General features: G+C 44.6%; 17 protein-coding genes. 8 read left to right on the top strand and 9 right to left on the bottom strand.

What is annotated here, in order from left to right:
• Positions 1-764 precede the first annotated feature (764 nt).
• Complete coding sequence (locus LQ567_RS11080) at positions 765-3,923, top strand: glycoside hydrolase family 2 TIM barrel-domain containing protein (protein WP_231004569.1); 3,159 nt, start codon at positions 765-767, stop codon at positions 3,921-3,923.
• A 205-nt stretch (positions 3,924-4,128) separates the two neighbouring features.
• The gene (locus tag LQ567_RS11075) at positions 4,129-5,484 is read left to right on the top strand and encodes a Gfo/Idh/MocA family protein (protein ID WP_231004568.1); all 1,356 of its coding nucleotides are present in this window, start codon (positions 4,129-4,131) and stop codon (positions 5,482-5,484) included.
• Positions 5,485-5,536: 52 nt separating this feature from the next.
• Here the strand turns inward: LQ567_RS11075 and LQ567_RS11070 are convergent, their stop codons facing one another.
• The 4 genes from LQ567_RS11070 to LQ567_RS11055 form a co-directional block, all read right to left on the bottom strand.
• Positions 5,537-6,376: an alpha/beta hydrolase gene (locus LQ567_RS11070; RefSeq protein WP_231004567.1), complete on the bottom strand. Its 840-nt coding sequence runs from the start codon at positions 6,374-6,376 to the stop codon at positions 5,537-5,539.
• Positions 6,377-6,702: 326 nt separating this feature from the next.
• Positions 6,703-7,116, bottom strand: coding sequence for a DUF4345 domain-containing protein (locus LQ567_RS11065; protein WP_231004566.1), 414 nt, complete (start codon positions 7,114-7,116; stop codon positions 6,703-6,705).
• 1,255 nt (positions 7,117-8,371) lie between these two features.
• Entirely contained in the window at positions 8,372-8,629 is a 258-nt protein-coding gene (locus tag LQ567_RS11060) for a helix-turn-helix domain-containing protein (protein ID WP_231004565.1), read from the bottom strand.
• A 729-nt stretch (positions 8,630-9,358) separates the two neighbouring features.
• Positions 9,359-9,994 (bottom strand): DUF6266 family protein, encoded by a 636-nt coding sequence (locus tag LQ567_RS11055; protein ID WP_231004564.1) that lies wholly within the window; start codon positions 9,992-9,994, stop codon positions 9,359-9,361.
• Between the two features lie 438 nt (positions 9,995-10,432).
• Here LQ567_RS11055 and LQ567_RS11050 point away from each other — a divergent pair, with 438 nt between their 5' ends.
• Both LQ567_RS11050 and LQ567_RS11045 read left to right on the top strand, forming a co-directional pair.
• The gene (locus LQ567_RS11050) at positions 10,433-10,633 is read left to right on the top strand and encodes a hypothetical protein (protein ID WP_231004563.1); all 201 of its coding nucleotides are present in this window, start codon (positions 10,433-10,435) and stop codon (positions 10,631-10,633) included.
• Positions 10,634-10,665: 32 nt separating this feature from the next.
• Positions 10,666-14,451 (top strand): ATP-binding protein, encoded by a 3,786-nt coding sequence (locus LQ567_RS11045; protein ID WP_231004562.1) that lies wholly within the window; start codon positions 10,666-10,668, stop codon positions 14,449-14,451.
• 285 nt (positions 14,452-14,736) lie between these two features.
• Here LQ567_RS11045 and LQ567_RS11040 read toward each other — a convergent pair whose 3' ends face one another.
• From LQ567_RS11040 to LQ567_RS11030, 3 genes are read right to left on the bottom strand one after another with little or no spacing between them, the layout of a single operon-like run.
• The gene (locus LQ567_RS11040) at positions 14,737-15,690 is read right to left on the bottom strand and encodes a hypothetical protein (protein ID WP_231004561.1); all 954 of its coding nucleotides are present in this window, start codon (positions 15,688-15,690) and stop codon (positions 14,737-14,739) included.
• A gap of 1 nt (position 15,691) precedes the next feature.
• Complete coding sequence (locus LQ567_RS11035) at positions 15,692-17,665, bottom strand: AAA family ATPase (protein WP_231004560.1); 1,974 nt, start codon at positions 17,663-17,665, stop codon at positions 15,692-15,694.
• A 54-nt stretch (positions 17,666-17,719) separates the two neighbouring features.
• Positions 17,720-18,043, bottom strand: coding sequence for a hypothetical protein (locus LQ567_RS11030; RefSeq protein WP_231004559.1), 324 nt, complete (start codon positions 18,041-18,043; stop codon positions 17,720-17,722).
• A 439-nt stretch (positions 18,044-18,482) separates the two neighbouring features.
• Between LQ567_RS11030 and LQ567_RS11025 the strand changes: the two genes are divergently transcribed.
• The 4 genes from LQ567_RS11025 (at position 18,483) to LQ567_RS11010 (ending at position 21,207) form a co-directional block, all read left to right on the top strand.
• Positions 18,483-18,941, top strand: coding sequence for a hypothetical protein (locus tag LQ567_RS11025; RefSeq protein WP_231004558.1), 459 nt, complete (start codon positions 18,483-18,485; stop codon positions 18,939-18,941).
• Complete coding sequence (locus LQ567_RS11020) at positions 18,938-19,810, top strand: HEPN domain-containing protein (RefSeq protein ID WP_231004557.1); 873 nt, start codon at positions 18,938-18,940, stop codon at positions 19,808-19,810. The genes LQ567_RS11025 and LQ567_RS11020 overlap by 4 nt, the downstream gene beginning before the upstream one ends.
• Positions 19,770-20,399 carry a hypothetical protein gene (locus tag LQ567_RS11015; protein WP_231004556.1) on the top strand — a complete coding sequence of 210 codons (630 nt, stop codon included), beginning with the start codon at positions 19,770-19,772 and terminating at the stop codon, positions 20,397-20,399. Before LQ567_RS11020 ends, LQ567_RS11015 begins: the two co-directional genes overlap by 41 nt.
• A 151-nt stretch (positions 20,400-20,550) precedes the next feature.
• Entirely contained in the window at positions 20,551-21,207 is a 657-nt protein-coding gene (locus LQ567_RS11010) for a hypothetical protein (protein WP_231004555.1), read from the top strand.
• Between the two features lie 890 nt (positions 21,208-22,097).
• Here LQ567_RS11010 and LQ567_RS11005 read toward each other — a convergent pair.
• On the bottom strand, positions 22,098-24,272 hold the full coding sequence (locus LQ567_RS11005; protein WP_231004554.1) for a S9 family peptidase: 2,175 nt from the start codon (positions 24,270-24,272) through the stop codon (positions 22,098-22,100).
• 601 nt (positions 24,273-24,873) lie between these two features.
• On the bottom strand, positions 24,874-26,316 hold the full coding sequence (locus LQ567_RS11000) for an RtcB family protein (protein WP_231004553.1): 1,443 nt from the start codon (positions 26,314-26,316) through the stop codon (positions 24,874-24,876).
• Positions 26,317-26,331: the final 15 nt, after the last annotated feature.

Raw genomic sequence — 26,331 nt, 5'->3', positions numbered from 1 at the left:
TTGTATGGCCCCTGGCATTTTCCGATACTGTTATCCCGGCATTCCTCGCGGTTTGTTTTTTACCGCAATGGCCGCAAGGAATCCGCGAGGACCGCAACGATTGTCAGTAGAAGAGTTCTTATTAAATCCCTTGCGTACCTTGCGAAAGACCTTGTGCCCCTTGCGGTTTGTTTTTTTACCGCAATGTGCGCAAAGCATCCGCAAGGATCGCAATGATTGTCATTGGAAGACCTGTTATTAAATCCCTGGCGTACCTTGCGAAAAACCTTGCGCCCCTCGCGGTTTGTTTTTTTACCGCAATGGTCGCAAGGAATCCGCGAGGGGCGCAACGATTGCTATTGGAAGCGTTGTTATTAAATCCCTGGCGTGCTTTGCGAAAAACCTTGCGCCCCCTTGCGGTTTGTTTTTTACCGCAATGTGCGCAAAGCATCCGCGAGGACCGCAACAGAACAGGAGGCACTGATATTACAATTCCTTCGCGCACTTTGCGAAAAACCTTGCCTCCCTTGCGTTTAATCTTTGCTGCACCTTGCCCCTTGCGGTTAACCTTTACCACTGCTTGCACAATCGATTGCGCGATGCCCCGGTTTTTGACTCCCCCGGTCTGTAATGCCCGATGGTAAAGGGTTCTGGTCATTTATGCCTGCTCCGAAATGATGAATCTGGCTCCTGCCGTTCATGTATAAATTGCCTCAAATAGACCCGGATGTTGCCTGCTTTCTCTAAATTAGCGCCTTCGGAGATACCAATACTTGTTTATAAATATGAAGAAGCAGATACTATCATTAACGGGAAGCTTGTTGCTTGCGGGTTTTGTATGCGGGCAAACCCTTCCCTCTGAATTGCAAACGCCGGAAGTGGTTTCGGTAAACCGGATGCCCATGCGGGCAAACGCCTTTGCCTTTGAAACAAAAGACCTGGCTGAAAAAAGGGAAAAAGAACGGTCAAAGTACTTCATCTCCTTAAACGGGAACTGGCGTTTCAACTGGGTGCAGGACCCCAATAAACGTCCGAAGGATTTTTACAAAACAGATTTTGACGATAGCAAATGGAACAACTTTCCGGTGCCGGCCAACTGGGAGGTAAATGGCTACGGGCTGCCGATTTATGTAAATCATCCCTATGAATTTACGGGCAGGGCAAAGACCGGCAGCCGGTTAAACCCGCCGTTTGATATCCCGGAAGATAATAACCCCGTAGGCTCGTATCGCAAGAAAGTGATCATTCCCCAGGACTGGGATGGCCGCCAGGTATTCATTCACCTCGGCGCCGTGAAGTCGGCTTTTTTTATCTGGGTAAACGGACAGAAAGTAGGGTATAGCGAAGACAGCAAGCTCTCCGCCGAATTTGACATCACCAAATATGTAAAACCGGGCGAAAACCTGGTGGCGCTGGAAGTATACCGCTGGAGCGACGGCAGTTACCTGGAGTGCCAGGATATGTGGCGGATTTCGGGCATTGAGCGGGAAGTGTATCTCTACGCAACACCGCTGCTGGACCTCCGGGATTTCAAGATCGGGTCTACATTGGAGAACAACTATAAAGACGGCGTTTTTACGTTTCAGGGAGAAGTGAACAGCTATAAAACCGATAAGAAAACCCTGCATTCAAAAAAAGATACCGCCACCGTGGAGCTGGAGCTCGTAGATGACAACGGGAAACCGGTATTCCGCGAAACCCTGCCTGCATTTACGGTGCTGGGGCGTTATAAAACGGATGTGTCGTTTAAAACAACCATACCCGGCGTAAAATCCTGGACGGCTGAAACACCGAATCTGTACACCTTGTTGGTGACGCTCAAAAATAAACAGGGCGAAATACTGGAAGTGGTGCCCGCTCGGGTGGGCTTCCGTACCATCGAAATCAAGGGACGCGATTTCCTGGTAAACGGCAAGCGGGTATTCTTCAAAGGCGTAAACCGGCATGAGCACAACGCCCGCACGGGTCATACATTAACAAGGGCCGATATGCGGAAGGATATGGAGATGATGAAAAAGCTGAACGTAAATGCGGTACGGCATTCACACTATCCGCCGGACCCTTACTGGCTGGAGCTTTGCGATGAATACGGGTTGTACGTAATTGATGAAGCAAACATCGAATCACATGGCCGGTACTATGATCTGGAGTATACGTTTGCTAATGATAAACAATGGCGCATGCCGCACCTGGCGCGGATCCAGCGCATGTATGAGCGCGATAAAAATCATCCATCCATCATTACCTGGTCGCTCGGAAATGAAGCCGGTAACGGAATTAATATGTATGAAGGGTACGACTGGCTGAAAAAGAAAGACAGTCGCCCGGTGCAATACGAGCGTGCAGAATATGATTACAATACGGATGTCATCTGCCCGCAGTATCCGTCGCCCAACGGGGTGGCCTGGCAGAAAAATTCCAAGGATGGACGGCCCTATATTATGAGTGAGTATGCACATATCATGGGCAACAGTCTTGGCAACTTTAAAGAGTACTGGGATACGATCGAATCTACCCCCGGTACCCAGGGCGGTTATATCTGGGAATGGATCGATCAGGGTATCGATACCGTAAAGAACGGCAAACGCATCCTTGCCTATGGCGGCGATTTTCCGCTGAGTGGCCCGGTAAATGAAAACTTCAGCGACAATGATTTTTGTGTAAAAGGTGTAGTAACAGCCTACCGCAACCTTACACCGATGGCCGTTGAGATCAAGAAAGTTCATCAGAATATTAAAACCGCGTACAAGGGAAATAATGAAATTGAAGTGACCAATGGATTTTTCTTCAAAGATCTTTCTAACGTGCAGCTCGACTGGGAAATTACCGAAGACGGCGCTGTAGCGGCAAAGGGTACGCTTGCCGGGCTGAATGTGGCACCACAATCAAAAGCACAGCTGGTATTGCCGGTGAAATTAAAACCCAAAGCAGGAAAAGAATATTTGCTCAACGTGTTTTACCGGTTGAAGAAGGAAGAACCCTTCCTGGAGAAAAATTATGAGGTTGCTGCAGAACAGTTTGCTTATAACGGAACGCCGGTGCCCTACAACTACCAGGGAACATCTGCGGCTGTTACGGCAACAAAAGATGGGAATTACCTGGTGCTAAAGGGCAGCGGCTTTACTGTTGAGTTTGACCTGGCAAAGGGAACCCTGGAGCAGTATGCTTTAAAAGGCACCCGCGTAATTGCAAAAGGTCCCCGCCCCGCATTTTACCGGGCACCTACGGATAACGATATTGGTGCCGGTTTAAACCGGTCGCTCCGTAACTGGCGCAATGCTTACGAATCGGCAACCGGTGTTCAGGCAACAACGGAGCAGGTAAGTAAGAGTGAATACCGGGTTGCCTTTACCGCAACTATTTTAGGCGGAACGGCAACAACGGAACAGGTGTTTACGGTATATGGCGACGGGAACATCCTGGTGAAAAATAATTACACACTGAAGGCCGGCGATTACAAAACGGTTATGCGGGTTGGAAATGACCTGGAGCTGGAAAAAGAATTTTCGAAGATCCGGTGGTATGGCCGCGGTCCCTGGGAAAATTATTGGGATCGTCATACCGCCAGCAATATCGGTACCTACAGTCAAACCATCGACCAGCAGTACTTCTCCTACGCCCGCCCGCAGGAAAGCGGTAACAAAACCGATGTTCGCTGGATCAGTATGCTGAATGGCAAAGGGCTTGGTGTACGGTTTGAGCTGGCCGACAGCGTGCTTTCCGCTTCGGCATTGCCGTATAGCCTGGAGCAGCTCGATCCCGCACCGGAGAAGAAACAATTTCACTCCGGTGAGTTGGAAACGGCCGGCAGGATCTTTATGCATATGGATCTGAAACAGCTGGGGCTGCAGGGCATCGACAGCTGGGGCGCCATGCCGTTAAGGCAATACTGGATCACCCCGGGCACCTATGCCTATAGCTACTGGATACGCCCTGTCCGTTAAAACAGGAGCGGAATCCTGCGCAAACGGTTGCTCTTTAAAAACAGGTACGGATCCTTTTTGATCTGTGTGATTCAGGCTATCTTAGGTGCCTGGTTGCCGGATCCCGATGATTGCAACAGGCCGTATCCCGGCCGATAAAGACGAGGCATTATATAAAACCCGTTCGACTCCGCGGCAGCGGGGCGGGCATAAAAATAACATACGGATGAAACGTAAAGACTTTGTAAAAAGCGCCGGGCTGGCAATGGCTTCGGTTGCCATTCTGCCATCAGAAACCGTGTTTAAACCCACGGCGGCTTCCAAATTAAAAGTAGCGATCGTGGGCGTTGGTGCACGCGGTATCTGGCACCTGGATCTTTTATTAAAGCGCGATGATGTGGAAGTGGTGGGTGTTTGTGATATCGACCCGCGTTGCATAGAAGCTGCCAAAGAAAAGTTTTCAAAAGCAGGCAAAAAAGCACCGGTATACTATTCGAACGGACCGGAAGACTGGAAAAATATGTATGCAAAAAAGGGGATTGAAGCGGTGGTGATCGCAACGCCCTGGGAATTGCATAAACCCATGATCATTGGCGCCCTGGAATCGGGTATCAAATATGTTGGCACGGAAGTGATCCTCGGTATTTCGTTACAGGACCATTGGGATGTGGTACGTGCAGCCGAACGGTATAACGGGCATGTAATGATGCTGGAAAATGTTTGCTACCGCCGGGATGTGCTGGCGGTGCTGAACATGGTACGCCAGAACGTATTTGGAGAGCTGGTGCATTTGCAGGGAGGCTATCAGCATGATCTGCGCGGGGTAAAATTCAATGATGGTAAAACGCCTTATGGAAGGGGGGCAGAATTTGGCCATACCGACGGCTATTCCGAAGCCCGGTGGCGTACCGATCATTCCGTGTGGCGTAACGGGGATCTTTATCCCACCCATGGTATCGGGCCTGTAGCCCAGTATATCAATATCAACCGCGGAAACCGTTTTGTATCGCTCAACGCATTTTCTACAAAATCCCGCGGCCTGCATGAGTACATTGTAGATGTAGGCGGGCCTACCCATAAGAATGCAAAAGTGAATTTTAAACTGGGTGATATCGTAACCACGCAAATCAGTTGTGTAAACGGCGAAACCGTGATCCTGCAGCATGATACCAACCTGCCGCGTCCTTATTCACTGGGCTTCCGGGTTCAGGGTACCAAGGGCCTGTGGATGGATGTAAACAGCGGCATTTATGTGGAAGGGGTATCAAAACCACATACCTGGGATAAAGCCCAGGAGTGGCTGGATAAATACGATCACCCATTGTGGAAAAAATATGGCAAGGATGCGGAAGGTGCCGGTCATGGTGGCATGGACTTCTTTGTGATCCATTCGTTTATTGAGTCTGCAAAACGGAAGGAGCCTACGCAGATGGATGTGTATGATGCCGCTACCTGGAGTGCCATCACTCCGCTGAGCGAGCAATCGATCGCACTGGGGCATCAAACCGTAGAATTTCCGGATTTTACCGGGGGCGACTGGATGTACCGCAAGCCAGTGTTTGCGCTCAACGATGATTATTAAACTACGAACTGTTCATTTTAAATGTCCGCCGTTCAGGGGCGGACATTTTTTTTTACGGCTGCCCGGGTGCTGCCTGCCATTGAAGCCCTTTAATAAAAGACGGCAGTTGTGTATCCATATGATCCAGGGCAGAATAGGTGTCGATCTTTTTTGTGATGCCTGATGGAAGTAATAAGGAAAGTTGGCGGCAAAGGCTATCCTGTTTTTCCAGGCCGCCAAAAGTTATGTAAACATTAAGACTGTCGTGGTGTACCGGAACCTCTTTTTTAAACTCATTCAGCAGGAAGTAGTTGTTGTAATGTAAAGAGGGACTTGCTGCAATATAATTCCTGAAGCGCTGCTGTTTGCCGGCCAGCCGCTGCTGCAACGCATAACAGGTAAAATAGCCGCCCAGTGAGTGGCCCATCAGTGTTTGTTGTAATGTGTCTGTCCGGAATTGCCGGTCGAGTGCCGGAGCCAGTTCGTTGTTGATAAAAGCCATAAATTGCGGTGCCCCGCCGCTCACGGGCATTTCGTATTCAGGAATTGCCGTGGGAAATGTATAATCCCTGTTGCGGAGCGAGTCCATCGTCTGAAAGTTTTTGTAACCGATGCCCGCCAGTATCACCGGCGGTGTAAGTCCTACTGCCGTATAGTTGTTAAGTACGGTGGCCATGATATCAAAATAGAGATTCGCATCGAGCAGATACACCACCGGAAAATGTTTGCTGCTGTCTGAGCGGTAGCCGGCCGGAAGATTTATGTAAACAGTGAAAGAATCATTCACATTTTTTGAAAAAAAGTGCAGGGTGTCTTTAGCAGAAGGGCGGTTATTCAGATCCGCAGGAGCGGGATCCGGTATGTTACAGGACAGTACAAATAATACCAGGCTAAATAGAATCGGGTATTTCATACATAAGCGCATTTAGGGGTTCAGCATAATTGGAAGCATGAAGTTAACAAAGATGCCGGGCCTGCAGGTCCGGCATCTTTAGCACAGGCATCATTTATAAGGATTTTAACAAAACGCGGTAGAAAACAGGACGTCTCAAAAATTGCTGCGCCCGGAATTGATGTTATGTCTGTCTTTTCAGGTCCTGAAACAGGAATAGATCCCGGAACAAGTCCGGGATGACATCCTCAGGACGACAGTATGCGCTGGGGCATGCCGGATGGATTTCAGCCCGGGAATGGAGTGTGGCTGTTCGTTGATGCGGATCCGAGGCAGTTCTGATGACACTATGTTGTAACGGTCTTTTGAGACCGCTTCCTGTTGCCCAGGTAAAGCACCAGCGCTATCATACCAAATGTAGTTTCGATGGTGAGCCAGTTGCTGCCAAAGCTGCCCAGGGATCCGTCGGCCCAGATTGTAACAAGCCTTGACAATGCATACAGCAGCCAGAACAGGCTCAGGAAAAGCAATGCAAGAGGCAGGTTCCTGCGCATGGTGTAGATCAATACGGCGATCACCGAAAAACCCACACCGCCATATACGCCCCTGATGGAACTTAATGCATCGGTATTGTTCAGCGTTACATGCACCAGGTCCATAACCGCCTGCGGATTGTACCACGCCATTGCCGCGACCCATGCAAGGCTTAATGCAGAAATACAAACAAAACCATAACCGGCATAACTGAATATTTTTTTCATCTTGTTTTATTTTAGGATGCAAAACTATTCAGCTGTATTTTAGAAATTAATGACATTCGTCAATAGTTTTCATACGGAGCAATGTTGTGTGTCATTGGCCACAAAGGCACAAAGACGCGAAGCAGCACTAAGGTGATTGTGCTTCCTGTCGGCGTCTCCTGTAAGGGACGCTGACAGAAGATCCGCGAAGCAACGCTAAGGTGATTTTGTTCTTTGTGTTTCTTGGTGTCTTCCTGTCCTTGTGGTTCGTTTTCTCGCAACGGCGCAAAGAGGCAGAGACGCGGCGGAGTATTTGCCACAAAGGCACAAAGGCGCGAAGCAACACTAAGGTTGATTTTATTCTTTGTGTTTCTTGGTGCCTTCCTGTCTTCGTGGTTCGTTCCTCCCGGAACTACAACCGCTTTGTGGGTAGCGCATCATGTTGCAGCAACAACTGCCGTATCACCAGTCCCCGTATATAAAAGATTTGCCGGCCTACTCTAACATAGGGTATATTCATTTCTATGCGTAGCCTGCTTCCTGTCGGCGTCTCCTGGAAGGGACGCTGACAGCAGATCCGCGAAGCAACACTAAGGTGATTTTGTTCTTTGTGTTTCTTGTTGCCTTCCCGTCTTCGTGGTTCGTTTTTCTCGCAACGGCGCAAAGAAGCAGAGACGCGGCGGAGTGTTTGCCACAAAGGCACTAAGGCGCGAAGCAGCACTAAGGTTGATTTTATTTTTTTGCTTCCTGTCGGCGTCTGCTGTAAGGGGCGCTGACAGAGGATTCGCGAAGCAACGCTAAGGTGATTTTGTTCTTTGTGTTTCTTGGTGGCTTCCTGTCCTTGTGGTTCGTTTTCTCGCAACGGCGCAAAGAGGCAGAGACGCGGCGGAGTATTTGCCACAAAGGCACTAAGGCGCGAAGCAGCACTAAGGTCAATTTTATTTTTTTGCTTCCTGTCGACGTCTGCTGTAAGGGACGCTGACAGCAGATTCGCGAAGCAGCACTAAGGTGATTTTGTTCTTTGTGTTTCTTAGTGCCTTCCTGTCCTTGTGGTTTGTTTTCTCGCAACGGCGCAAAGAGGTAGAGACGCGGCGGAGTGTTTGCCACAAAGGCACAAAGGCGCGAAGCAGCAGTAAGGTTGATTTTATTCTTCCTGCTTCCTGTCGGCGTCTCCTGTAAGGGACGCTGACAGCAGATCCGCGAAGCAACACTAAGGTGATTTTGTTCTTTGTGTTTCTTGGTGCCTTCCTGTCTTCGTGGTTCGTTCCTCCCGTAACTACGACCGCTTTGAGGGTAGCGCGTCATGTTGCAGCAACAACTGCCGTATCACCATTCCCCGTATATAAAAGATTTGCCGGCCTACTCTAACATAGGGTATATTCATTTCTGTGCGTAGCCGGTAGAGCGTGCTTTTAGAAATATGCGACATACGCATCATTGCTTTATTGTTAACGAGCTCAAAGGCATCAGACGCCTCATACTTTTTTTGCAGCAGCTCTAATTGATGTACGGACAGATTTACCTTGGTTGCCATGTTGGATGTTTGAAAGGGTTATAAAAGGGCTTTCCGCGAAAGCCGGTTTGCTCATTTCAGTTCCGGCATGGTAGTTACAGGGTGCGTGTTGTACTGCTCCTTCAATAAACTGTTTCACCGGCCATAAGGATGGCACTGCAAATGGTGAAAGCATGTTGATCAAATAACCAGCAGGCGCACCGCGTTTCCGTTCTGTTTATAAATGATACGGTATTCATCGATCAGCAAAAGGAAACATTACTATGAATATACATACTTTTAATTATAATAAAATGTTATATGTTTAGTTGGATATATTTCAAATTTTCGCAATCGTCATTTCGATCCCGCCCGGCGGGAGAGAAATCTTCTTCTTTAAGAGTGAGATTTCCCGCCTCGCTTGCCAATGACAGATTAAATTATACATTGAACACCGATTATACTTTCGTCATGCCGGGTGCAGCAAAGTGGAGCCGAGGCATCTCTTTGATGTCAGACTGTCCGTGCATAAGAGACCCTTCCACTCCGGTCAGGGTGACGAAAGAATATGATGTCATAGGCTCATTGATTTTACAACGTAAATTAAAAACTCGAAATGACGATTAAAAAAAAGTTTGTCAAAGCGAAAAATTGAAATGCGCCCTATTTAATTTGTAAAGTGATCATTGTTTTTAACCCGGGCATGGATATACAGCAAAATGCCGGAGGTATATACAATACCCCCGGCAACGGTTTTTTTTCAAAAAAGAATCAGGTAAGTGTTACGGAGCCCATGTATTTGGAATTACAGGCCTCAGTGGCTCCCTCGTCGGTAAAGGTCGCCCATACATGCACTTCCTCGCCTGCGTAAAGGGGCAGCAGGTTTACCGTAGCAGTGCCTGCCAGGCGCGCTGCTACCCCGCTAAAAAGCTGTCCGTCCCTGCGCGATGGCACGTAAACAAAAACGGTGCACAGGTCGCTTTCATTAGTGCTGGCCGGCGGTGCATTATTGGTCCAGGTAACCGTAATGGCCTGTGCCGCCCCTGCACTGATACTGCCGGGAATCATGTCCAGCAGGGTACCCTTCGAAATAAGCACTTTGTTGTAGTTGATGACTACATCGCCGCTGCCAAGCCTGATGCTTTCCATTACATTGGCCTGTGCCTGGTTATAGGGTGTTACCAGCCCTTTGCGCTTGCCAAAGAACAGGCGTGCAAAGGACTTGTACAGGCCTAAAAAGGCTACTGCAAAGCGAAACAGGTCCCGGTGAGCGATTTGCGGTTCGGTAATCGTGTTGCGCTTCAAAGGCCGGATGCGGCTTATTTCCACACCATGAACGTTGGCGATAATAATACGCCCGGTGCGGCCGGAGGTGCCGCTTAAAATGGAATTGGTGACTCTTCCCATAGTTTTAATTTTTAAAAATGAATAAAAGAATGTTTGCTTACATAAAATTGGGGTATTAAAGGGCTGTTTTATTTTTTTGATCCCTATTGATCCCTTTTGATCCCTTTTGACCCCTTATGATCCCTTATGATCCTTCCTGATCTCTTCTGACCCCTTCTGATCCCTTGTGACCGCAAAACGCCTATTTTCTGTATCCTTTCTGTATCGTTTGTATATCCTTTGTATATCGTTTCTGTATCCTGGCTATATCCTGGCTGTATCCTTCGTATATCGTTGCTGTATCGGTAGGGGGCAGTATGCGGTATACTAGAACTGGGGAAAGTATTTGCTTTTTGTCGGTCGGCAATACCTGGGACCAGTTATAGAAACCGATTATTCCTGAGTTTTTCTCGGTAGTTTGGAAAGGTTGAATTTATACTCTCAAGATAATTCTAGTCATTGGCTCCCACCGGATCGCTGATAACCCTAGTGGCGCTTGAATTGATGATTGCTGAAAGTGAGCCGGAAGAAATGGAAATGACGGTAAAGCTTGTGGTTGATTTAATTGACATAGAAACCGAGGTAATAATCCAACAGCCTATTGGATTAATTGGTAAACAAGTTTGGAACTCTTTAAAATGCAAGCTTCTAGCTGCATAATCAAGACATTATTCATTAATTTGCATACGAATATGAACTATACAATTCACATCCAATCGGCGTTAGCCGCAGTTAACCAAGCGACGTTTGAAAGGTTGATCTCCTATCTCTTATATATGGAAGGCTACAAGTTTATGGGCGCTCCAGGGCTAGTAGTTGGTAAGGATAAGACCCGCAAAGGTGGGCCAGATGCATTCTTTATAGACGGCGATAGGTACATTTTTGTTGAATCTACTACGAAGGAAAAATTGCCTACTGGCATTACTTTCTTTAACAAACTTAAAGGAGATATTTGTCATTGTTTTGATCAAAAAGTTACTGGCATTGAAGCACGCAATATTAAGAGGATTATTCTCGCCTGTACCAGCAAGATCACGGTGGCTGAACATAAAAAACTGGTTCTGTATGCTAAGAGCTTCAGCAAAACCATTGAGCTTGAGATCTTGAATATAGATAATCTACCACTCAAACTTGAGCGGCATCCTACATTGCTCGGATGTTACCTTGGTATTCAAGTGCTGAAAGCGGATATCTATGACCTGCCACATTATTTATCAAAATCGACTCAAGGTTATCAGCCGTCACTGATCAATTCCTTCGTCGCTAGAAAGGACGAATTAAAAACTTGCCTAAATTTACTGACACGGACAGATGTACTGGCAATCTATGGTCCATCAGGGGTAGGCAAGTCAAAGCTGGCGGTTCAATTGCTGGAAAATATGCGAGAGGAAGGATTTTGCCCACTTGTGATCCAGTCCTCCGCTATACCCATCTATGATGACTTGAACTCCATTTTTTCAGGCACTTGTAGTTATGTCGTTTTACTAGATGATATAAATCGATCTATCGATGATTTGTCGTCTATTCTTTCCTATATAAAACGTCCAAGGATCAATACCATCAAAGTAATAGTAACAGCGAGGGATTATGCAAGTGGAAAAGTAACAGAAACCCTTGAAGATGCTGAAATACAGTGGCAGCGTATGACGGTTAATGAAATGAAGGATGGAGATATAGAAACGATCATAACTAATGATCAACCCTGGTTGAAAAGGTCTTATACTTTTAAACGGAGGGTTGTTGAGTTAGCCAAAGGCAACGCCCGCCTGGCGATGATGGCGACTCAAGCAGTAGAGAGGGGTGGATCCCAAAAGTTCTTGGACAACCCTGTACTACTTTATCAGAAGTATTTTAATAAAGCTGCTGGTGATTTGCATTGGATCAAGGAACCACTCGCTATTCAAGCCATTGCTATCGTCTGGTTTTTCCAACGACTGGAAAAACGTGATGACGACATTCATAATACATTAAAGGAACAGTTCGGTATTGAAAAGAATGACTTATGGAGTATGTTGGAAAAACTTCACTCCTCAGAAATGATCAATCTTTTTGAAAACGACCTTGCAAAGCCTCAAGATCAACCTTTGGGGACTTTCGCATTTTATAGATGTTTCCTAGAGGGTGGTCGCGGGCTAATCGATTTAGGTAAATGGATGACTACTTTCTTTAGTCAATATGCCCGTGAGGGACAGCATGCCCTAATCGATGTGAATAACACTTTTGGCGATGAGCTTATTCAAAAGCTTAGTATGCCGCACCTGGACTACCTTCGACAGCAATTAAGCGAGAGCGCTGACATCTACGAATTTTACTCAATGTTCTGGTTTTACAGGAGAAACGAAACCCTGGTGTTTATTCAGGACTGGATCAATGCACAGGAATCTAAGGGTGTTCACAAGTTATCTTTTAGGATGGAGCAGAATGTTCACCAAAATCCTCAACCTTATTTGGAGCTACTGGTTCCATTCTGGTGTCATCCGAATGAATCACTCAAAGCCTCAATTGAGCTTGCTATCGAATTAGTAGCGAAGGACTCCGCATTAATGCCTTACTTTTTGTATGCGATAAAAGAACTGTTTAGTTTCCGAGCTACCGAAGCGGAATTTGCTGATTACCGGCGCCAAAATTTGTTGCTCGACGTATTGGAAGACCCGGCCGATAGCGAGCTTCAACAACAGATTGTAGCGGGTGTCGCTTTGGTAGTTGCTACAAAATTGCTGAAATGGCAATTTAAGGATGATAGCGCCTCTAAAGGCATCCATCTTTCTTGGGTGGATTTCAAAATGGCAAATACACCTGAGTTATTGGCTTTAAGAGAACGCCTGCTAAAAATTGGTGTTAAGCATTTTGATGTGGACAAAATTCTGGCTACTGATCTCATGAAAGTGTTGGTCTATCCCGGTGGGGACATGGATTCTGAAGTTTATCGGGCAATGGTTCCTTTTTTTAACCTGATATTAAAAAAATTATCTGAACTCCAATTTAATCGCTGCGTTTGGGTTATGGATCTCAAAGAACGATTGAAACAAAAAAACGTTAGTGGTCTTAGAGGTAGCAAACGATTTGAGCAATCTGAAGTATTAATGATTCATGCCCTTTTAAATGGTAAGCCATATGATAGGGACATTAGCGTTGAAAAGCAGAATAAATATAGATGGAGTCATTTGAAACGTACGCTTAAAAGCAAAACATGGCTCGAGATAAAGATGTGGATACTGAGAGTAAGTGAAGTATTGGCGTTGCAGGAGAATGGATCAAATTGGAGTCTTGACCGTGGGATGTCAGATATGTATGGAATTATAGGCGGTATCAATAAGACCCATTATAAAAAGGCAGTAGAACTCTATTTCAAAAAAGATCTATCCTTTAAGTTGGATAAGCAAATGCTTCAGTATTCTCTACAGGAGCGGTTGATTTCTGCTAGAAAATTACTTGCCTTGATCCGGGATAGTGAGTTGGCAGACCGGGATGCCTGGATCATGCAACTGGCTTCCGCAGTGGCGGAACCAGATATTTTTACTCAACTCTTAGAGAGTGTGATTGTTGTACTCCAAACAGATACTACTCAGTCTGTCTGTTTTGATATGAGCGCCTATTTAAAGTTTCAACTCTCTTTCGAGCAACTTCAAAAGAATAACCCCAGACAAAGAAAATTAAAAGGTCATAATATTATCACCTATCTCAGCCAGATCGTTTACTCAAGACGGGGAGAGATGTCCTGGGATCTTGGTCGTGATTTTTGCAGGAAGAATATTGTGCATTTTAGTAAGCATATGCAGCTACTCGAAGATATCTACATCTGTCAAAAGCGCTATGTTCAACATTATGATCACAATGGGAAAGAGCTTGGGTTACTTTTATCGTATGATTGGAAGTTCTTGATTCGATCATTAAAGTCCGGTAAAATTGGTTTTGATTATACCGCAACCTTAGCTTTCGATAGACTGACACTGAATTCTGTCTGGGAGCTGGACAACTACCAGGAAGTTATAGAGGAGATCATGGCGGAAGTAGCTGTTAAGAAGGATACTGTGTATATTCAGACTAGTGATATCGAAAATCTGTTTGCATTTCGAGAATCATTTCCCGAAGCAACCACTCAAAAAGTAAAGGCAACCTTATCAAAGCTGATCGAATTTTATGCTCAAAATAACGGAATGATTCAAATTCTGTTAACACTTGTCTTTGAAAGTTACCGAAATGATTTTATTGAACACTTAAAAGGGTTTTTGATACTCAATAAAGATGTGAATTTTGTCAGTCGGATCCATTTTTACCGGACTAGTAGTACTATTGGCAGTTGGGTGCCCCAATTACTTGACCGTATTAAGTTTTATGAGCAAATAATAACAATGATCAACAGTCTTCCACGACAAAGCGCCTATACTGAGCATAAGCACTTCTTTGAAAAGAAGATCGTCGGCGAAAGAGAGCGTATCACGCAAGAGAGGCGAAGGGATTTTAAGGATCCGGATTAAGTACGATAGATTGAATATGCCCATAAATCGGTTAACACTTATAGCTGTCTGAAAAAGGGGGTACTTACATTTAGGATACATTTCTCACATAGAAAGCAGGTGTAGTGTCTACTTCTACCGGAATCAATTTATGTAACATTTTGTTCCCTGGCTTCAAAAGTAGATTTTTTGAAATAGAGTAGATGGTGAGCAGTTTGAATATGACTATTCGTTTTCAGGACTACCTTAGTTGTAATAGAAAGTGAGTATTTGATTCTATCATATCAAATTCTTTGTTGATGTTTATTATATAACACCTAATTCTGTTAGAATATCTTTTTTCATTTTACTTAACGGGCGCCGGTCAAAATCTTTTTCATGGAAGTGAACGCCAAACGCCAAACGATAAACTTCCTTTTTGCTTACTCGCACCGTTTTTAAAACACTATCTTCAAGAATTTGAATATATCTATCAGAATAAGTCTCTTTTATTCTAATCAAATCAGAAATTTCGTCCTCATGTGCTTTAAAGATATCTTCAAGAGCGAACGCTTTTACAGAGTTTTCTGAAAAACTATTCGGAGTTTTTATTCTAAACTGATACTTTCTTAAAGCGTTGAGTGTATAACTAAACTTGTAATCAAAAGTGGCACCAGGATACTTATAATATGGGTGAAAATGAGTATTCAGACTAAAGGTGGCACTTCCCTTAACTCCACTATTACAAACAGAACAACTCGGAATCAAATTATGAAATGATAAAGCTAATAAAGGATATTCGCTTTGGGGAAACCAATGGTCAAATGTTGGTCGTGTCACTTTCTTCCCCAATTCAGAAGTGACAGTTTTTGTGTAAATTCGGTTACAGTAAATGCATGTAGGAATGTCCAGGTTCTCAGCCAAATTATATGCGTTGTAAAATCTATACGTTGAATCTGATTTTGTTACACACCACGAGTCGTAGTTAAGTAAAAGATTAAGTGACTTTTTTTCTCCCCTTGAACTAAATTTATCCTTAATCTTTTCAAGCACGTCTGGCGAACCAATTAGCACATCTCTCAGATTATCATCTTTGATCAAAAAATTATGGATACTTGCTTTAACCCCAGAAACCTTATTTATTTGATTCATATTAGACTTTGGTGGAAGCCCGCTATATCCTGTTCCTAAGAGTTTCTTCTTTATTATGTAGCTCATGAAACTAAAATGCACATCTTTTGCAGCTATAATATTGGGACGAGTAAGATCTATGTATTGCATATTATTTTTTCCTTCGTTGTAAATATTCAATTTCTGAATCGATCACGTTATTATAATAGATGTTATCGGAGAAAACCTCAGTTAACATTTCTGCCAGCTTTATTTTCACAATTCTTTCATCGATCAAGTTAATCGTAGTCTTCATTTTTTTGAGATCATTCTCGCTTGGCTGATAATTACTATTACGTTGCTGTTTTACTTGTTCCTTTTTTATCCAGGTAATAACCTCTTCAATCTTATATTTTGCAAAATGTCCAATTAAACCATCCTCTATGAAAAATGAGTCCGCCAATAAATCTGTAATGTTGGCACCAAAAGTTCTTTGAATTTTATTTTCATCATCATTTACAGCCAAGTGCTTCCCTTTTTTGTGTAGAAATGCAACATTGTTTACTGGTATATCCGACAACGTTATTGGATCGTGTGTAGTTATAATAATTTGAAGTTTAGGTAAGACATTTAATGATTCAAAAAAGTAAGGAAGGGTTTTAAGGAGTGCAGTTATATATTTTCTTTTCCACGCCGGATGGAAGCCAAGATCGGCTTCATCCAATAATAAAATGTAATTGTTTTTGTCCTCAAATGCTTTACGCTCCCCTATAAGATTATTTTGAATAAACTCATATAATTTAGAAAAGAAGTTAAGAAAAGCAGTTTCGCCAGAACTCATGTTTCTATCTGTTGGGCGAAAGTCCAGAAAGCCTGTAATGAAATTTCCTTTAGGCAAGATCCCGTCTAAGGCTGGATAATATTGAATTATATTAGTGATTGCCTTTCTATGAAAGGTCAACACTTCTTTTAGATCTTCAAGATTTAGCCTAATACTCTTTGCAGATAAATTGTCATGATCTTTCTCATTAGCAATGAGCGCTACTATTTTAGTATATAAATTTTGAATTACTTCAGCCTCAGATATTTTTTTTTCATTTATTCCCACTTGCAGGTATGAATTTTCTATAAAATGGAAGAACAATTCCTTTGCTGATAGTTTATTGATATTCTCCTCATCTAGATTTTTCTTAAAATATCCCTCATTCAACCAATCATTCCCTCTCTCCATTTGATTGATAACAACAGAAATAAAAGCTTTCAAAACAAACCGTTCAAGCTGAAATTTGTCGACATCTAACTGTCTTTTATTATTGTTTTTTTCTGGGTTGTCGCGATAAGTACGTAGCCAGTCTTTTACTTCACTATCGAGTCGATCTAATATTTTTCTCAACAAATTCCTGAAATTATACGGAGTATTGTGAAAAGACGGAATCTCCAAATCCCGGATGTAAAGTATGCCTGTTTTATATTCTGGAATATCAAATATTTCTCTAAAACTACTTTTTTCAAATTCATTAGAATTTAAGAACTCAATTTGTCGCAAAGCATTTTTATACACTAATTCTTCATGCAAATCATACATGACGCCATGTTCGTTAGCTCCCTTATTTTCAGTTTCACTTAGATCTTTTTTAGTATAGGCGTCTAAAGAAATATCATAGCTATCCGGATCATCAAAATTTGGATTATATTTTAAATCAAAATGCGGTGAATAATAAATAGTTTGAAAATCTGTTTTATTTGCTTCTTCTAGTGGCAAGAGATTTTTATTGCTATTCTCTTTTAAAAATATTTGTGAATATTCAGAAGTAATATATTTAGTCTCACCTTCGATTTCAACCAAAATTGTAATTTTCTTAAGGGGCATCGCATGTGAATTATCTGCAAAAACAGATCTGATTGAATCCAGTATAGATGATTTACCAACACCATTTTTCCCTACAATGGCACTGAGCAATTGCACTTCACATTTGCTGGGAGATATTTTGAAAAAACCAGGTATAAATTTTGGATTGGGCTTTCGCGAAACAATTAATTTTTTGCCATCTGGATGATAGCCATATAAATACTTGCCCCCGAAATTTATCGTTTGTGGTGTATCAATCAAATATTCATGGCTTTGAATATATAAACTGGCAATCATTGAGCTTAGTTTTAGTTAGGGTTATATTTTTTTCAGTAGGCCGTTATCTTTATTTTACTTTTTATCCTTTCCCGTCCGTTTTCCTTTTTCAACCATTCCCATAAGTATTTTGACTTGGCTTACACGTTCCTTGTCACTTATTTCTTCCGATGAAACAAACAAATCTTTTAAATCTCTTCTCAAAATCAGAGCAATTAGATAAAACACAAAAACGTTAGGTTGCTTGGCATTATTCACCCACTTCGAAACCGTAGTTTCTGTGAATCCAATTTCTGAAGCTAACCATCTGTTTGATCTTCTTTCTTCTTTTAAAACAATAGCTAATCTATTTATCAAAATGGGTAATTTGTTGTTCTTTAAGCTCGTTGATTTGTTCATTAAGTTATAATATTTAGACTGTGACAACAAATCTAATAAACCTTACATTATTGAATTTCAGAGATATTTATTCATATTGTAATATTATTTATTCTTTAAGAGCAAACATTGTATCTTTATGATTGATATTTGATCATTTTAAATATTTTATTTATGTATACTGATAACTTAATTCTTCTTTCAGGATAAACGGATAACACTTATTTTGCAAATACAATTATAAAAAGCTATAAGCGTGTTTGCTTTATTCTCGTGCTGAAAACTGCGACCTTTCAACGACTACGGGAAATAAGGTAAATCGCTCACGTTATGGCGTGGGCGTTCTTATACGTAGTCAGGGTGTCGCAGCCCGTCAGCACGGTAAGGACCAACCCACGTCTTTTTTATGCGCCGCCGGTTGGTCTGTATGCATATTCTTCACCTTTAAATGCTTTCCGCCATGCAAAAAACACCTAACCGAAAACAAAAACGGCGCAAGCCCAAGCCCGAGCTAAAATGGCAAACCGGGGCCTGGGAGCGCTTTGCTAACGTTCAATTTACCCTACCGTATCAATTTTTACTGCTTTGCCGACTGGCAGATGTTACACCTAAAACGATACTGATCGATTTTATGGATAACCTTTCCTGCGGCTGCTGGAACCGGGAGGGGCGGGATGCTGCAAAAGAACACCTCATCAATTATTTTATTGCACATGGTTACGGGCAGGAGCATTATACAGAAGCCGACATCCGGGAAATTTTTAAGGAAATGGATGCCGTTGGCCTGCTGTTTCCACGCGAAAGCAACGGTAAAATGGTAGGCCGCTACGCTCAATGGCGGGATCAACACCAAAACTGGTGGTTTAAAAAATGGTTTCGGAAAACCAGGCGTCAGCCAATTAAAACGGAGTTACGATGAAGCCCTTTACCAACGGGGAGGCCATTGCCCTCTACCAGCAACAGCTTACGGATGTAATTGTAAAAATTGCTGACCCGGACATGATCTTCTTGCTGGGCGCTACACTGCACCGCAACAGATGCGAGAGTATATTTAACCAATCGGCTCCTGCTTGCAAGCAATTGTCTGATTGTACACTCCTCATTTTGCTGTCCAACCTTGCCAACAAGGAATTGCACGAGTGGCAGGATAAGATAGAAAACCATTGCAGCAACATCCTGCCGGTTACTACACTTGTATTGGCTACACCCACTTTTGTGGAGTGGCTGCAAGCCGGTCTGCCCTTTGCCCTGTCCGTATGGCAACACGCCCCCGTGCTGTTTGATGCGGGGCGCATTTGCCGGGAGGATTTCCCGGAGATCAAAGCATCTATCAACAATAAAGAGGCTGCTAAGCAATGGCAGGAGGGGTTATTAAAAGCCAAAGAGTTTTTGGCAGGGGCGGAACTGTACCGCGTGCGCAAGCAGCACAAGATGGCTGCTTTTATGCTGCATCAATCGGCGGAACAGGCGTTGCGGGCGCTGCTGATGACGGGAACCGGCTACCATGCCAATACCCACAGCATTGACCGGCTGCTGCGCTATGGCAGCCTGGTGGCGCATCAACTGCCGGAAATATTTTCCCGGCAAACGGAGCGGGACAAGCGCCTGTTTAATCTTTTGCAAAAAGCCTATATAGACACCCGGTATAAAGACGATTATAAAATTACGGATGAAGAGTTATTAATCCTTACCGGCAAGATCCGGCGCGTTCATGAAATAGTATCCGATGCCGGAAAACGATTAATAAATGCTCCGTTGCAACCTGAACTACAAAATACTTTCCAATAAAAACACCCAATTTATGGAAACCGGCACCACCAACAGAAAACGTTTTTACAAGCCCTGGCACTTTTTGAGCCAGGCCGGTAAACGGCCGTTGCGCATCCTATGGGAAGTCTTTGATACCTATCACCCGGATGAGCTGAAGCAGGAACTGCAATGCTGGCAACGCCAGGCCTTATGTAACGATAATAGCGCGTATGACGAAGGTGGAGCGCGGGAAGACCTGATGGATTTTATTCAACAGCTGTTCCGGCTCATAGAGGCCTTCCATGTCTTGAATGAACAAAAAAACGCGGGCAGAAAACGAAAGCATCAAAAAGGGCTGTCAAAAGACGCGCGGAAAATGATCGCTAAAATGAATACCCCGGTTTTGCTGACTGCCGGGGAAAAGAAAAACCCGCAGCAGGTCATTCACCAATTCTGTAAAACTTTCCGCGGGTCCTATGCTCAAACGGAACTGCTGGATATGCTGGATGCGGTAATTACCTATAAGGGAGGTACGGAAGTATATAAAGGAAATTTGGTAATGTTTTACGAAGCGTTATTGGTGCTGGTAAATGTAGCTTATAAAATATATCGGCACCACAACAGCTAGAAACCTGCTTTCATATAAGACAATAATACAGGGTTGTTCGGTTGACGATTGGTTTACTTCGTCAATGTAGTTTGTTTTACGCAAAATTTGCGAATAAAAATTTCGTATATTTAAGAGTTAACGGTCAGCTTAAACCGCATTTTACACCACATTGAAAAATAGAGGATTAATTATAACGACAATTGTTTTCTTTCTGTTAGTTAACACGAACTACTATTGGGAAGGCAAACTTGGACTATTTGCCTTTCCCGCGTTTCTGTTATTAGTAGCCGTGTATTTAGGACTTACAATAGCGCTGTTGCGGCAACTCTATCTTTTAATCAAAGAAAAATTCAGACAGAAAAAGCGGCTCCTGGTAATCGGACTATTGACAACCGTTTTACTATTGATATATTTCAAACCTTTGGGACTTGTTGACTTTGATAAGCTTGAAGGTAATGACGTACTGGTCGCGGAAAGGGAAGGTTCAGCAAACTGCCTGACAACTCTTAAACTTAAAGACGACTTTACTTTCAGAGAAAGAATTGGCTGCTTTGGTGTTTCAGAAATCAAGGGAACATTTAGAGTTGTTGAGGATACTATTTATTTTGACAACGTTCAACCTGGCAGGTCCGGAGACCATTTTTACAAGTTTGCGGTAATTAAAGCGGCAAAGTTTGACAATTCAAAAATACTTGGCGACCTAATTAGATACAACGACATAACCGACACAATTGGACATGAACTTTGGATTACAAAAAATGAATTACAGAAACTAAACGACAAAAGCCGAACCGGCAACAGGAGGGGCATGCTGGCTGACGAATAAATCCTCAACTTTTAATGACTATCAGCATCGGTTCGGTCAGACATAATTCCATTATGCTTCAGTTCCTGGCAGGAAATGCTTTGTGGCAATTAACGACTAGGCCCCGGGCACGAAGAAACACTAAGATTTTTAAAGTTGTACTACCCCTTCGTGCATCTTCGCGACTTTATGTCTTTGTGGCATTAACATTCCTCTTATTGGTCCTGGTAAATTTGGCTTATAAAATGAGTAACCGTAAAAAAGGATCTGTACTTGTATACACGTATGTATGTGCGTTGTCAAAGACCAACGTTAAAGCTTCTGCCCGGTCTTCGCTTTAACCGCAATGAACGCAATGGATCCGCAAGGGGCGCAATGGGAACATGAATATTGGACATTCCCTTATCTTTCTGGCAATTAACCACTAAGGCTCCAGGGCACGAAGAAACACTAAGATTTTTAAAGCTGTACTACCCCTTCGTGCATCTTCGCGACTTTATGTCTTTGTGGCATTAACATTCCTCTTATTGGTCCTGGTAAATTTAGCTTATAAAATGAGTAACCGTTAAAAAAGGTCAGGACTTGCATACAAGTGTGTATGCAAGTTGTCAAAGACCAACGTTAAAGCTTCTGCCCGGTCTTCGCTTTAACCGCAATGAACGCAATGGATCCGCAAGGGGCGCAATGGGAACATGAATATTGGACATTCCCTTATCTTCCTGGCAATTAACCACAAAGGTTCCAGGGTACTAAGAAACACCAAGATCTTTAATCCCGAAACGGCGCAAAGAAGCAGTGACGTGGTGCGGTGTTTGCCGCAAAGGCATTAAGGCACCAAGGGCCAATAAGCTTGAATACGGCGCCATGTCCCACAAGTCACCCAGATCCCCTTGATGCAGCCCACTTTTCCCTTACCGGCCCCCGGGCGGACAATGCAATTTTAAATAATTGGTATAAAGCGCCGAAAGATGCTCGCTGGTACCGTCTCCTTCCGATATGGAATGGGTGCGGTTGGGATAGCTCATGAGCTGAAACTGTTTGCCCTGCCGGATGAGCTCGTTGATCAACAGCTCTGCGTTCTGGTAGTGCACATTGTCATCACCGGTGCCATGAATGTAAAGGAGATTGCCTCGTAGGTTTTTTGCATAGGTGATGGGGGAGCCCTTTACAAAATCTTCATTGCTGGTAACGGGTACCCCCATATACCGCTCCTGGTAAATATTATCGTACAGCAGCTGGTTGGTAACGGCTGCAATGGCAATACCGGTTTTATAGATCTCCGGGTACTGGAACAGCAGGTTCAAGGTAGAAGAACCACCGCCGCTCCAACCCCATACGGCTACACGGCTGGAGTCGATAAAGTTCCATTTTAAAATTTCTCTGGCTCCCATGGCCTGGTCGCGGATATTGATACGGCCGATATTGCGGTAGATGGCCTTACGCCACTGACTTCCTTTGGGAGCAGGTGCGCCCCGGTTTTCCAGTGAAATATATACATAGCCGTCACGGGCCATATTACCGTTATAAAGAAAGTTTCTTCCGGCGCCAAAATTGTCCAGCACGGTTTGGGATGCCGGTTCCCCGTATACATAGAATACGACCGGGTATTTTTTGGCAGGATCAAACGGAACGGGTTTTACCATCCACCCATCCAGCTCCACACCGTCGGCTGTTTTGATCTTAAAAAATTCTGCCCTGGGATCGCCGGAGTTAACGGTCATAGTCCGTTTGGCTTGCACCAGTTCCCGGTGATCGGGAAGACTTACAACGGCCCCGTTGGCCAGTTCAGTGGCGCTGCTATGGTTCAGGAGGGCAATTTTTCCATTGGGTGAAATGGTGTATTTATTGGTACCACTCAGGTTGGCGGGGGTTACCCGGCTTGCCTTTCCGCTGCTGAGGGAGATCTTATACAGGTAGTTTTGTGTGGCGTTGTCCGGAGACGCCGCAAAGTAAATGGTTTGTGCAGGAGCGTCATAAAGGTAAAACTGGATCACATCATAATCGCCCTTTGTAATAAGGGTTTCTTTCCCGGAAAGATCCAGCTTATAGATCTGGCGCCAGCCGTTCTTTTCAGAAAGCCATAGGAATTCGCCTTTATCGTTGATCCAGTCCCAGCCAACCGGATCATTATCATTCCAGCGGCTTTTAATATCGATCCACGCGGCATCGGTTTCGTGGTAGATTTGTTTCGACGTTGCGGTAGCTGCATCCACCAGGAAAATACGGCTATCATTCTGCTGGCGGTTGAGCTGCTGCAGGATGATGGATTGCCCTTTGGGCGTCCATTCCATACGGGGAATATAATGCTGTACCGGATCGCCTTCAACGGCCGCAGGCCTTGTGGTGCCCTTCGCTACATCATAGAACCAGATCGTACAGGAACTGGGATCCTGGCCCACTTTCGGATATTCTACCGGGATGGTAAAGGGGTAAAGCGAATCGGTATTGTTGATCATCAGGAAATTCCGGATACTTCTTGCATCCAGCTTCCAGTAGGCAATTTGGGAGCCATCCGGCGACCAGCGGAATCCGTCCTGGCAGCCAAACTCTTCTTCATAAGCCCAGTCAAAGGTTCCGTTAATCAGCCGGTCGGTACCATCCTGTGTAACCGGTGTTGGTGTATGATCCTGGAGATTTTCGATGTAGATATTGTGTTTCGACACATAAGCCACTTTTTTGCCGTCGGGCGAAAATTTGGCAAACATCAGCGAGGCTTCGGGAAGGCCTTTTCCCAGCTGGGTCAGTTTTTTGCTGGTACGGTCAAATACCCAGTAATCGCCCCGGGTGTTTTCGCGCCAAACGCGCCGGGTATTGGCAAACAACAGGATGCGGTTACCATCGGGTGCAATGGTGAAACTTTGCACGGCGAGTGCGCGGGATGCGCCTTCGGGGGTAAGTTCCTGCTCCGTCATGAATACTTTTTTATTACCGGGCTGTACCGGATCGATGGCGGCGATGCCTTTTTCTGAAAAGCTGTAAAAGCTGCGGCCATCCGGCGCCCATTGCAGTTTTTGCGCAAGGGTGCTGCCGGTATAGCAAATAAAAATAACGAGGACCAGGAAGGCTCTTCTTACCGAAAAAATCATGTGTTACTATTTGAGGCCTAAATTAACGGGCTTTTCTTACATCACCATAAAAATTCAGGAAAGGGTATTGCGGGAAGTATGGTGGTTTTTTTACCGCAAAGCGCGCAAGGGTTTCGCAAAGTGCGCCAATCATCAGTAATTATAATAGCGCCCCTCGCGTATTCCCTGCGGCCTTTGCGTTTACATTTTAAACTGCAAGAAGCGTGAACACAACAAGCAGTATCGATGATTGTTCTTGCCGTTCGGATATCTTCGTATTTCGCCGTTTATTTTTTACCGCGATGAACGCAAGGGTTTCGCAAAGTGCGCCAATCATCAGTAATTATAATAGCGCCCCTTGCGTATTCCCTGCGGCCTTTGCGTTTACATTTTAAACGGCAAGAAGCGTCAACACAACAAGCAGTATCGATGATTGTTCTTGCCGTTCGGATATTTTCGTATTTCGCCGTTTATTTTTTACCGCGATGAACGCAAGGGTTTCGCAAAGTGCGCCAATGCATCAATAATTATAATAGCGCCCCTTGCGTATTCCTTGCGGCCTTTGCGTTTACATTTTAAACAGCAAGAAGCATCAACACAACAAGCCGCACCGGGTATCACCTCAATCTGCTCCTTTCTCTTGCCATTTTTTGATCTTATCGCCGGCCATTTTCACAATTTTCGGCGTAAATGTTCCAACCACGTCTACCAATGCCCGCTGGCTTTTCATTACCACTTCGATGTCTTTATACGCAAAGGGGGCTTCATCCAAACCGGCACTGATCAGCGTTACGCCATGTTTAGCGAGCTCTTTTTTCAGATCCGCATCCGTGATGCTTTGTAAGGCCTTGCTGCGACTCATTTTGCGGCCGGCACCATGCGATGCTGAGTTTACAGCGGCTGCCTCGCCCCGGCCTTTTACAATAAATCCTGCCGCGGTCATGCTGCCCGGAATGATGCCGAGCACGTCTTTCCCTGCGGGTGTGGCCCCTTTCCGGTGTACGATTACTTCTTCGCCATCCAGCATTTCCTTCCACGCGAAGTTGTGATGGTTCTCCACCATTTTCAGCGGTTTACGTCCCAGCTGTTTGGCAATCTTTGCATGAATGATATGGTGGCAGGCCGATGCATAGTCGCCGGCCAGGTTCATCGCCAGCCAGTATTCCTGTCCTTCCTGTTCATTCAGATCCAGCCAGGCGAGGTTTTTAGCATCCTGCGGCAGCCGCCTTTTGCTGATGGCAATCTTTGTATAATGACCGGCAATGGCGGCTCCCAATGCCCGCGAGCCGGAATGCGACAATAATCCCAGGTACCGCCCGGGAGCCACCCCCAATACGGCATCCTGCTCATGGATCTCCACCACGCCAAATTCCGCGAAATGATTACCGCTTCCGCTGCTTCCCAGTTGTTTCCAGGCGCGGCCATGCAGCTCTTTTAAAAAGGGCAGTTGCTGAAACGCCTCGTGGTCCATTACAGCATGGTTTTCTGCTTTTGTAAACTGGGCCCCGCTGCCAAATAACGTAGCTTCATTCAGTTCCCGTACAAAATAATGGGTGCGGTTGGTGAGTTCCTTTGGATCGATATCGAAAAGGCTCAGGCACATCCGGCAGCCGATGTCTACCCCCACACCGTAGGGGATTACCGCGTTTCGTGTAGCCAGTACCCCGCCAATGGGCAACCCATAGCCATAGTGCGCATCGGGCATCAGGGCACCGGCAACGGAAACCGGCAGTTTTGCCGCCGTATACATCTGGGCAAGGGCGCCTTCTTCAATATGTTCGCGCCCGAAAATATTAAAGGCAATGCCGGACTGGTTCAATGATACCGCTGTTCCGTCTTCTTCTTTGGGCGGTGGCGGCAGCAGCTGCGCGGCAACAGGAGCCAGCACGGCATCGGATACAAAATCCGAAGGAGTTTGCAATACGGTTTTTAAAATCGTAAAAACCGCGTCTTTGGAGGCATATTTATAGTGCTTCTGCACCAGGTTCATCGTAATACTGATCACCGGACCTTCGGGGTATCCCAGTTGTCTTAATTCTTTTCCGGTTATTTTTAATTTACTCATGAAAGTGTTTTTAAA

The organism is Niabella pedocola (genome assembly GCF_021044425.1).
GTDB lineage: Bacteria > Bacteroidota > Bacteroidia > Chitinophagales > Chitinophagaceae > Niabella > Niabella pedocola.
Note: the sequence above shows the minus strand (reverse complement) of the source record. Positions and strands in the feature narration are given on the sequence as shown.

What these genes read in the sequence shown, in the direction of transcription:
- LQ567_RS11025 (WP_231004558.1), top strand. Translation starts at nt 18,483, where the DNA reads ATGCAAAAAACACCTAACCGAAAACAAAAACGGCGCAAGCCCAAGCCC.
- LQ567_RS11075 (WP_231004568.1), top strand. Translation starts at nt 4,129, where the DNA reads ATGAAACGTAAAGACTTTGTAAAAAGCGCCGGGCTGGCAATGGCTTCG.
- LQ567_RS11060 (WP_231004565.1), bottom strand. Translation starts at nt 8,629, where the DNA reads ATGGCAACCAAGGTAAATCTGTCCGTACATCAATTAGAGCTGCTGCAA.
- LQ567_RS11070 (WP_231004567.1), bottom strand. Translation starts at nt 6,376, where the DNA reads ATGAAATACCCGATTCTATTTAGCCTGGTATTATTTGTACTGTCCTGT.
- LQ567_RS11005 (WP_231004554.1), bottom strand. Translation starts at nt 24,272, where the DNA reads ATGATTTTTTCGGTAAGAAGAGCCTTCCTGGTCCTCGTTATTTTTATT.
- LQ567_RS11040 (WP_231004561.1), bottom strand. Translation starts at nt 15,690, where the DNA reads ATGCAATACATAGATCTTACTCGTCCCAATATTATAGCTGCAAAAGAT.
- LQ567_RS11030 (WP_231004559.1), bottom strand. Translation starts at nt 18,043, where the DNA reads ATGAACAAATCAACGAGCTTAAAGAACAACAAATTACCCATTTTGATA.
- LQ567_RS11055 (WP_231004564.1), bottom strand. Translation starts at nt 9,994, where the DNA reads ATGGGAAGAGTCACCAATTCCATTTTAAGCGGCACCTCCGGCCGCACC.
- LQ567_RS11045 (WP_231004562.1), top strand. Translation starts at nt 10,666, where the DNA reads ATGAACTATACAATTCACATCCAATCGGCGTTAGCCGCAGTTAACCAA.
- LQ567_RS11065 (WP_231004566.1), bottom strand. Translation starts at nt 7,116, where the DNA reads ATGAAAAAAATATTCAGTTATGCCGGTTATGGTTTTGTTTGTATTTCT.
- LQ567_RS11080 (WP_231004569.1), top strand. Translation starts at nt 765, where the DNA reads ATGAAGAAGCAGATACTATCATTAACGGGAAGCTTGTTGCTTGCGGGT.
- LQ567_RS11020 (WP_231004557.1), top strand. Translation starts at nt 18,938, where the DNA reads ATGAAGCCCTTTACCAACGGGGAGGCCATTGCCCTCTACCAGCAACAG.
- LQ567_RS11035 (WP_231004560.1), bottom strand. Translation starts at nt 17,665, where the DNA reads ATGATTGCCAGTTTATATATTCAAAGCCATGAATATTTGATTGATACA.
- LQ567_RS11000 (WP_231004553.1), bottom strand. Translation starts at nt 26,316, where the DNA reads ATGAGTAAATTAAAAATAACCGGAAAAGAATTAAGACAACTGGGATAC.
- LQ567_RS11015 (WP_231004556.1), top strand. Translation starts at nt 19,770, where the DNA reads ATGCTCCGTTGCAACCTGAACTACAAAATACTTTCCAATAAAAACACC.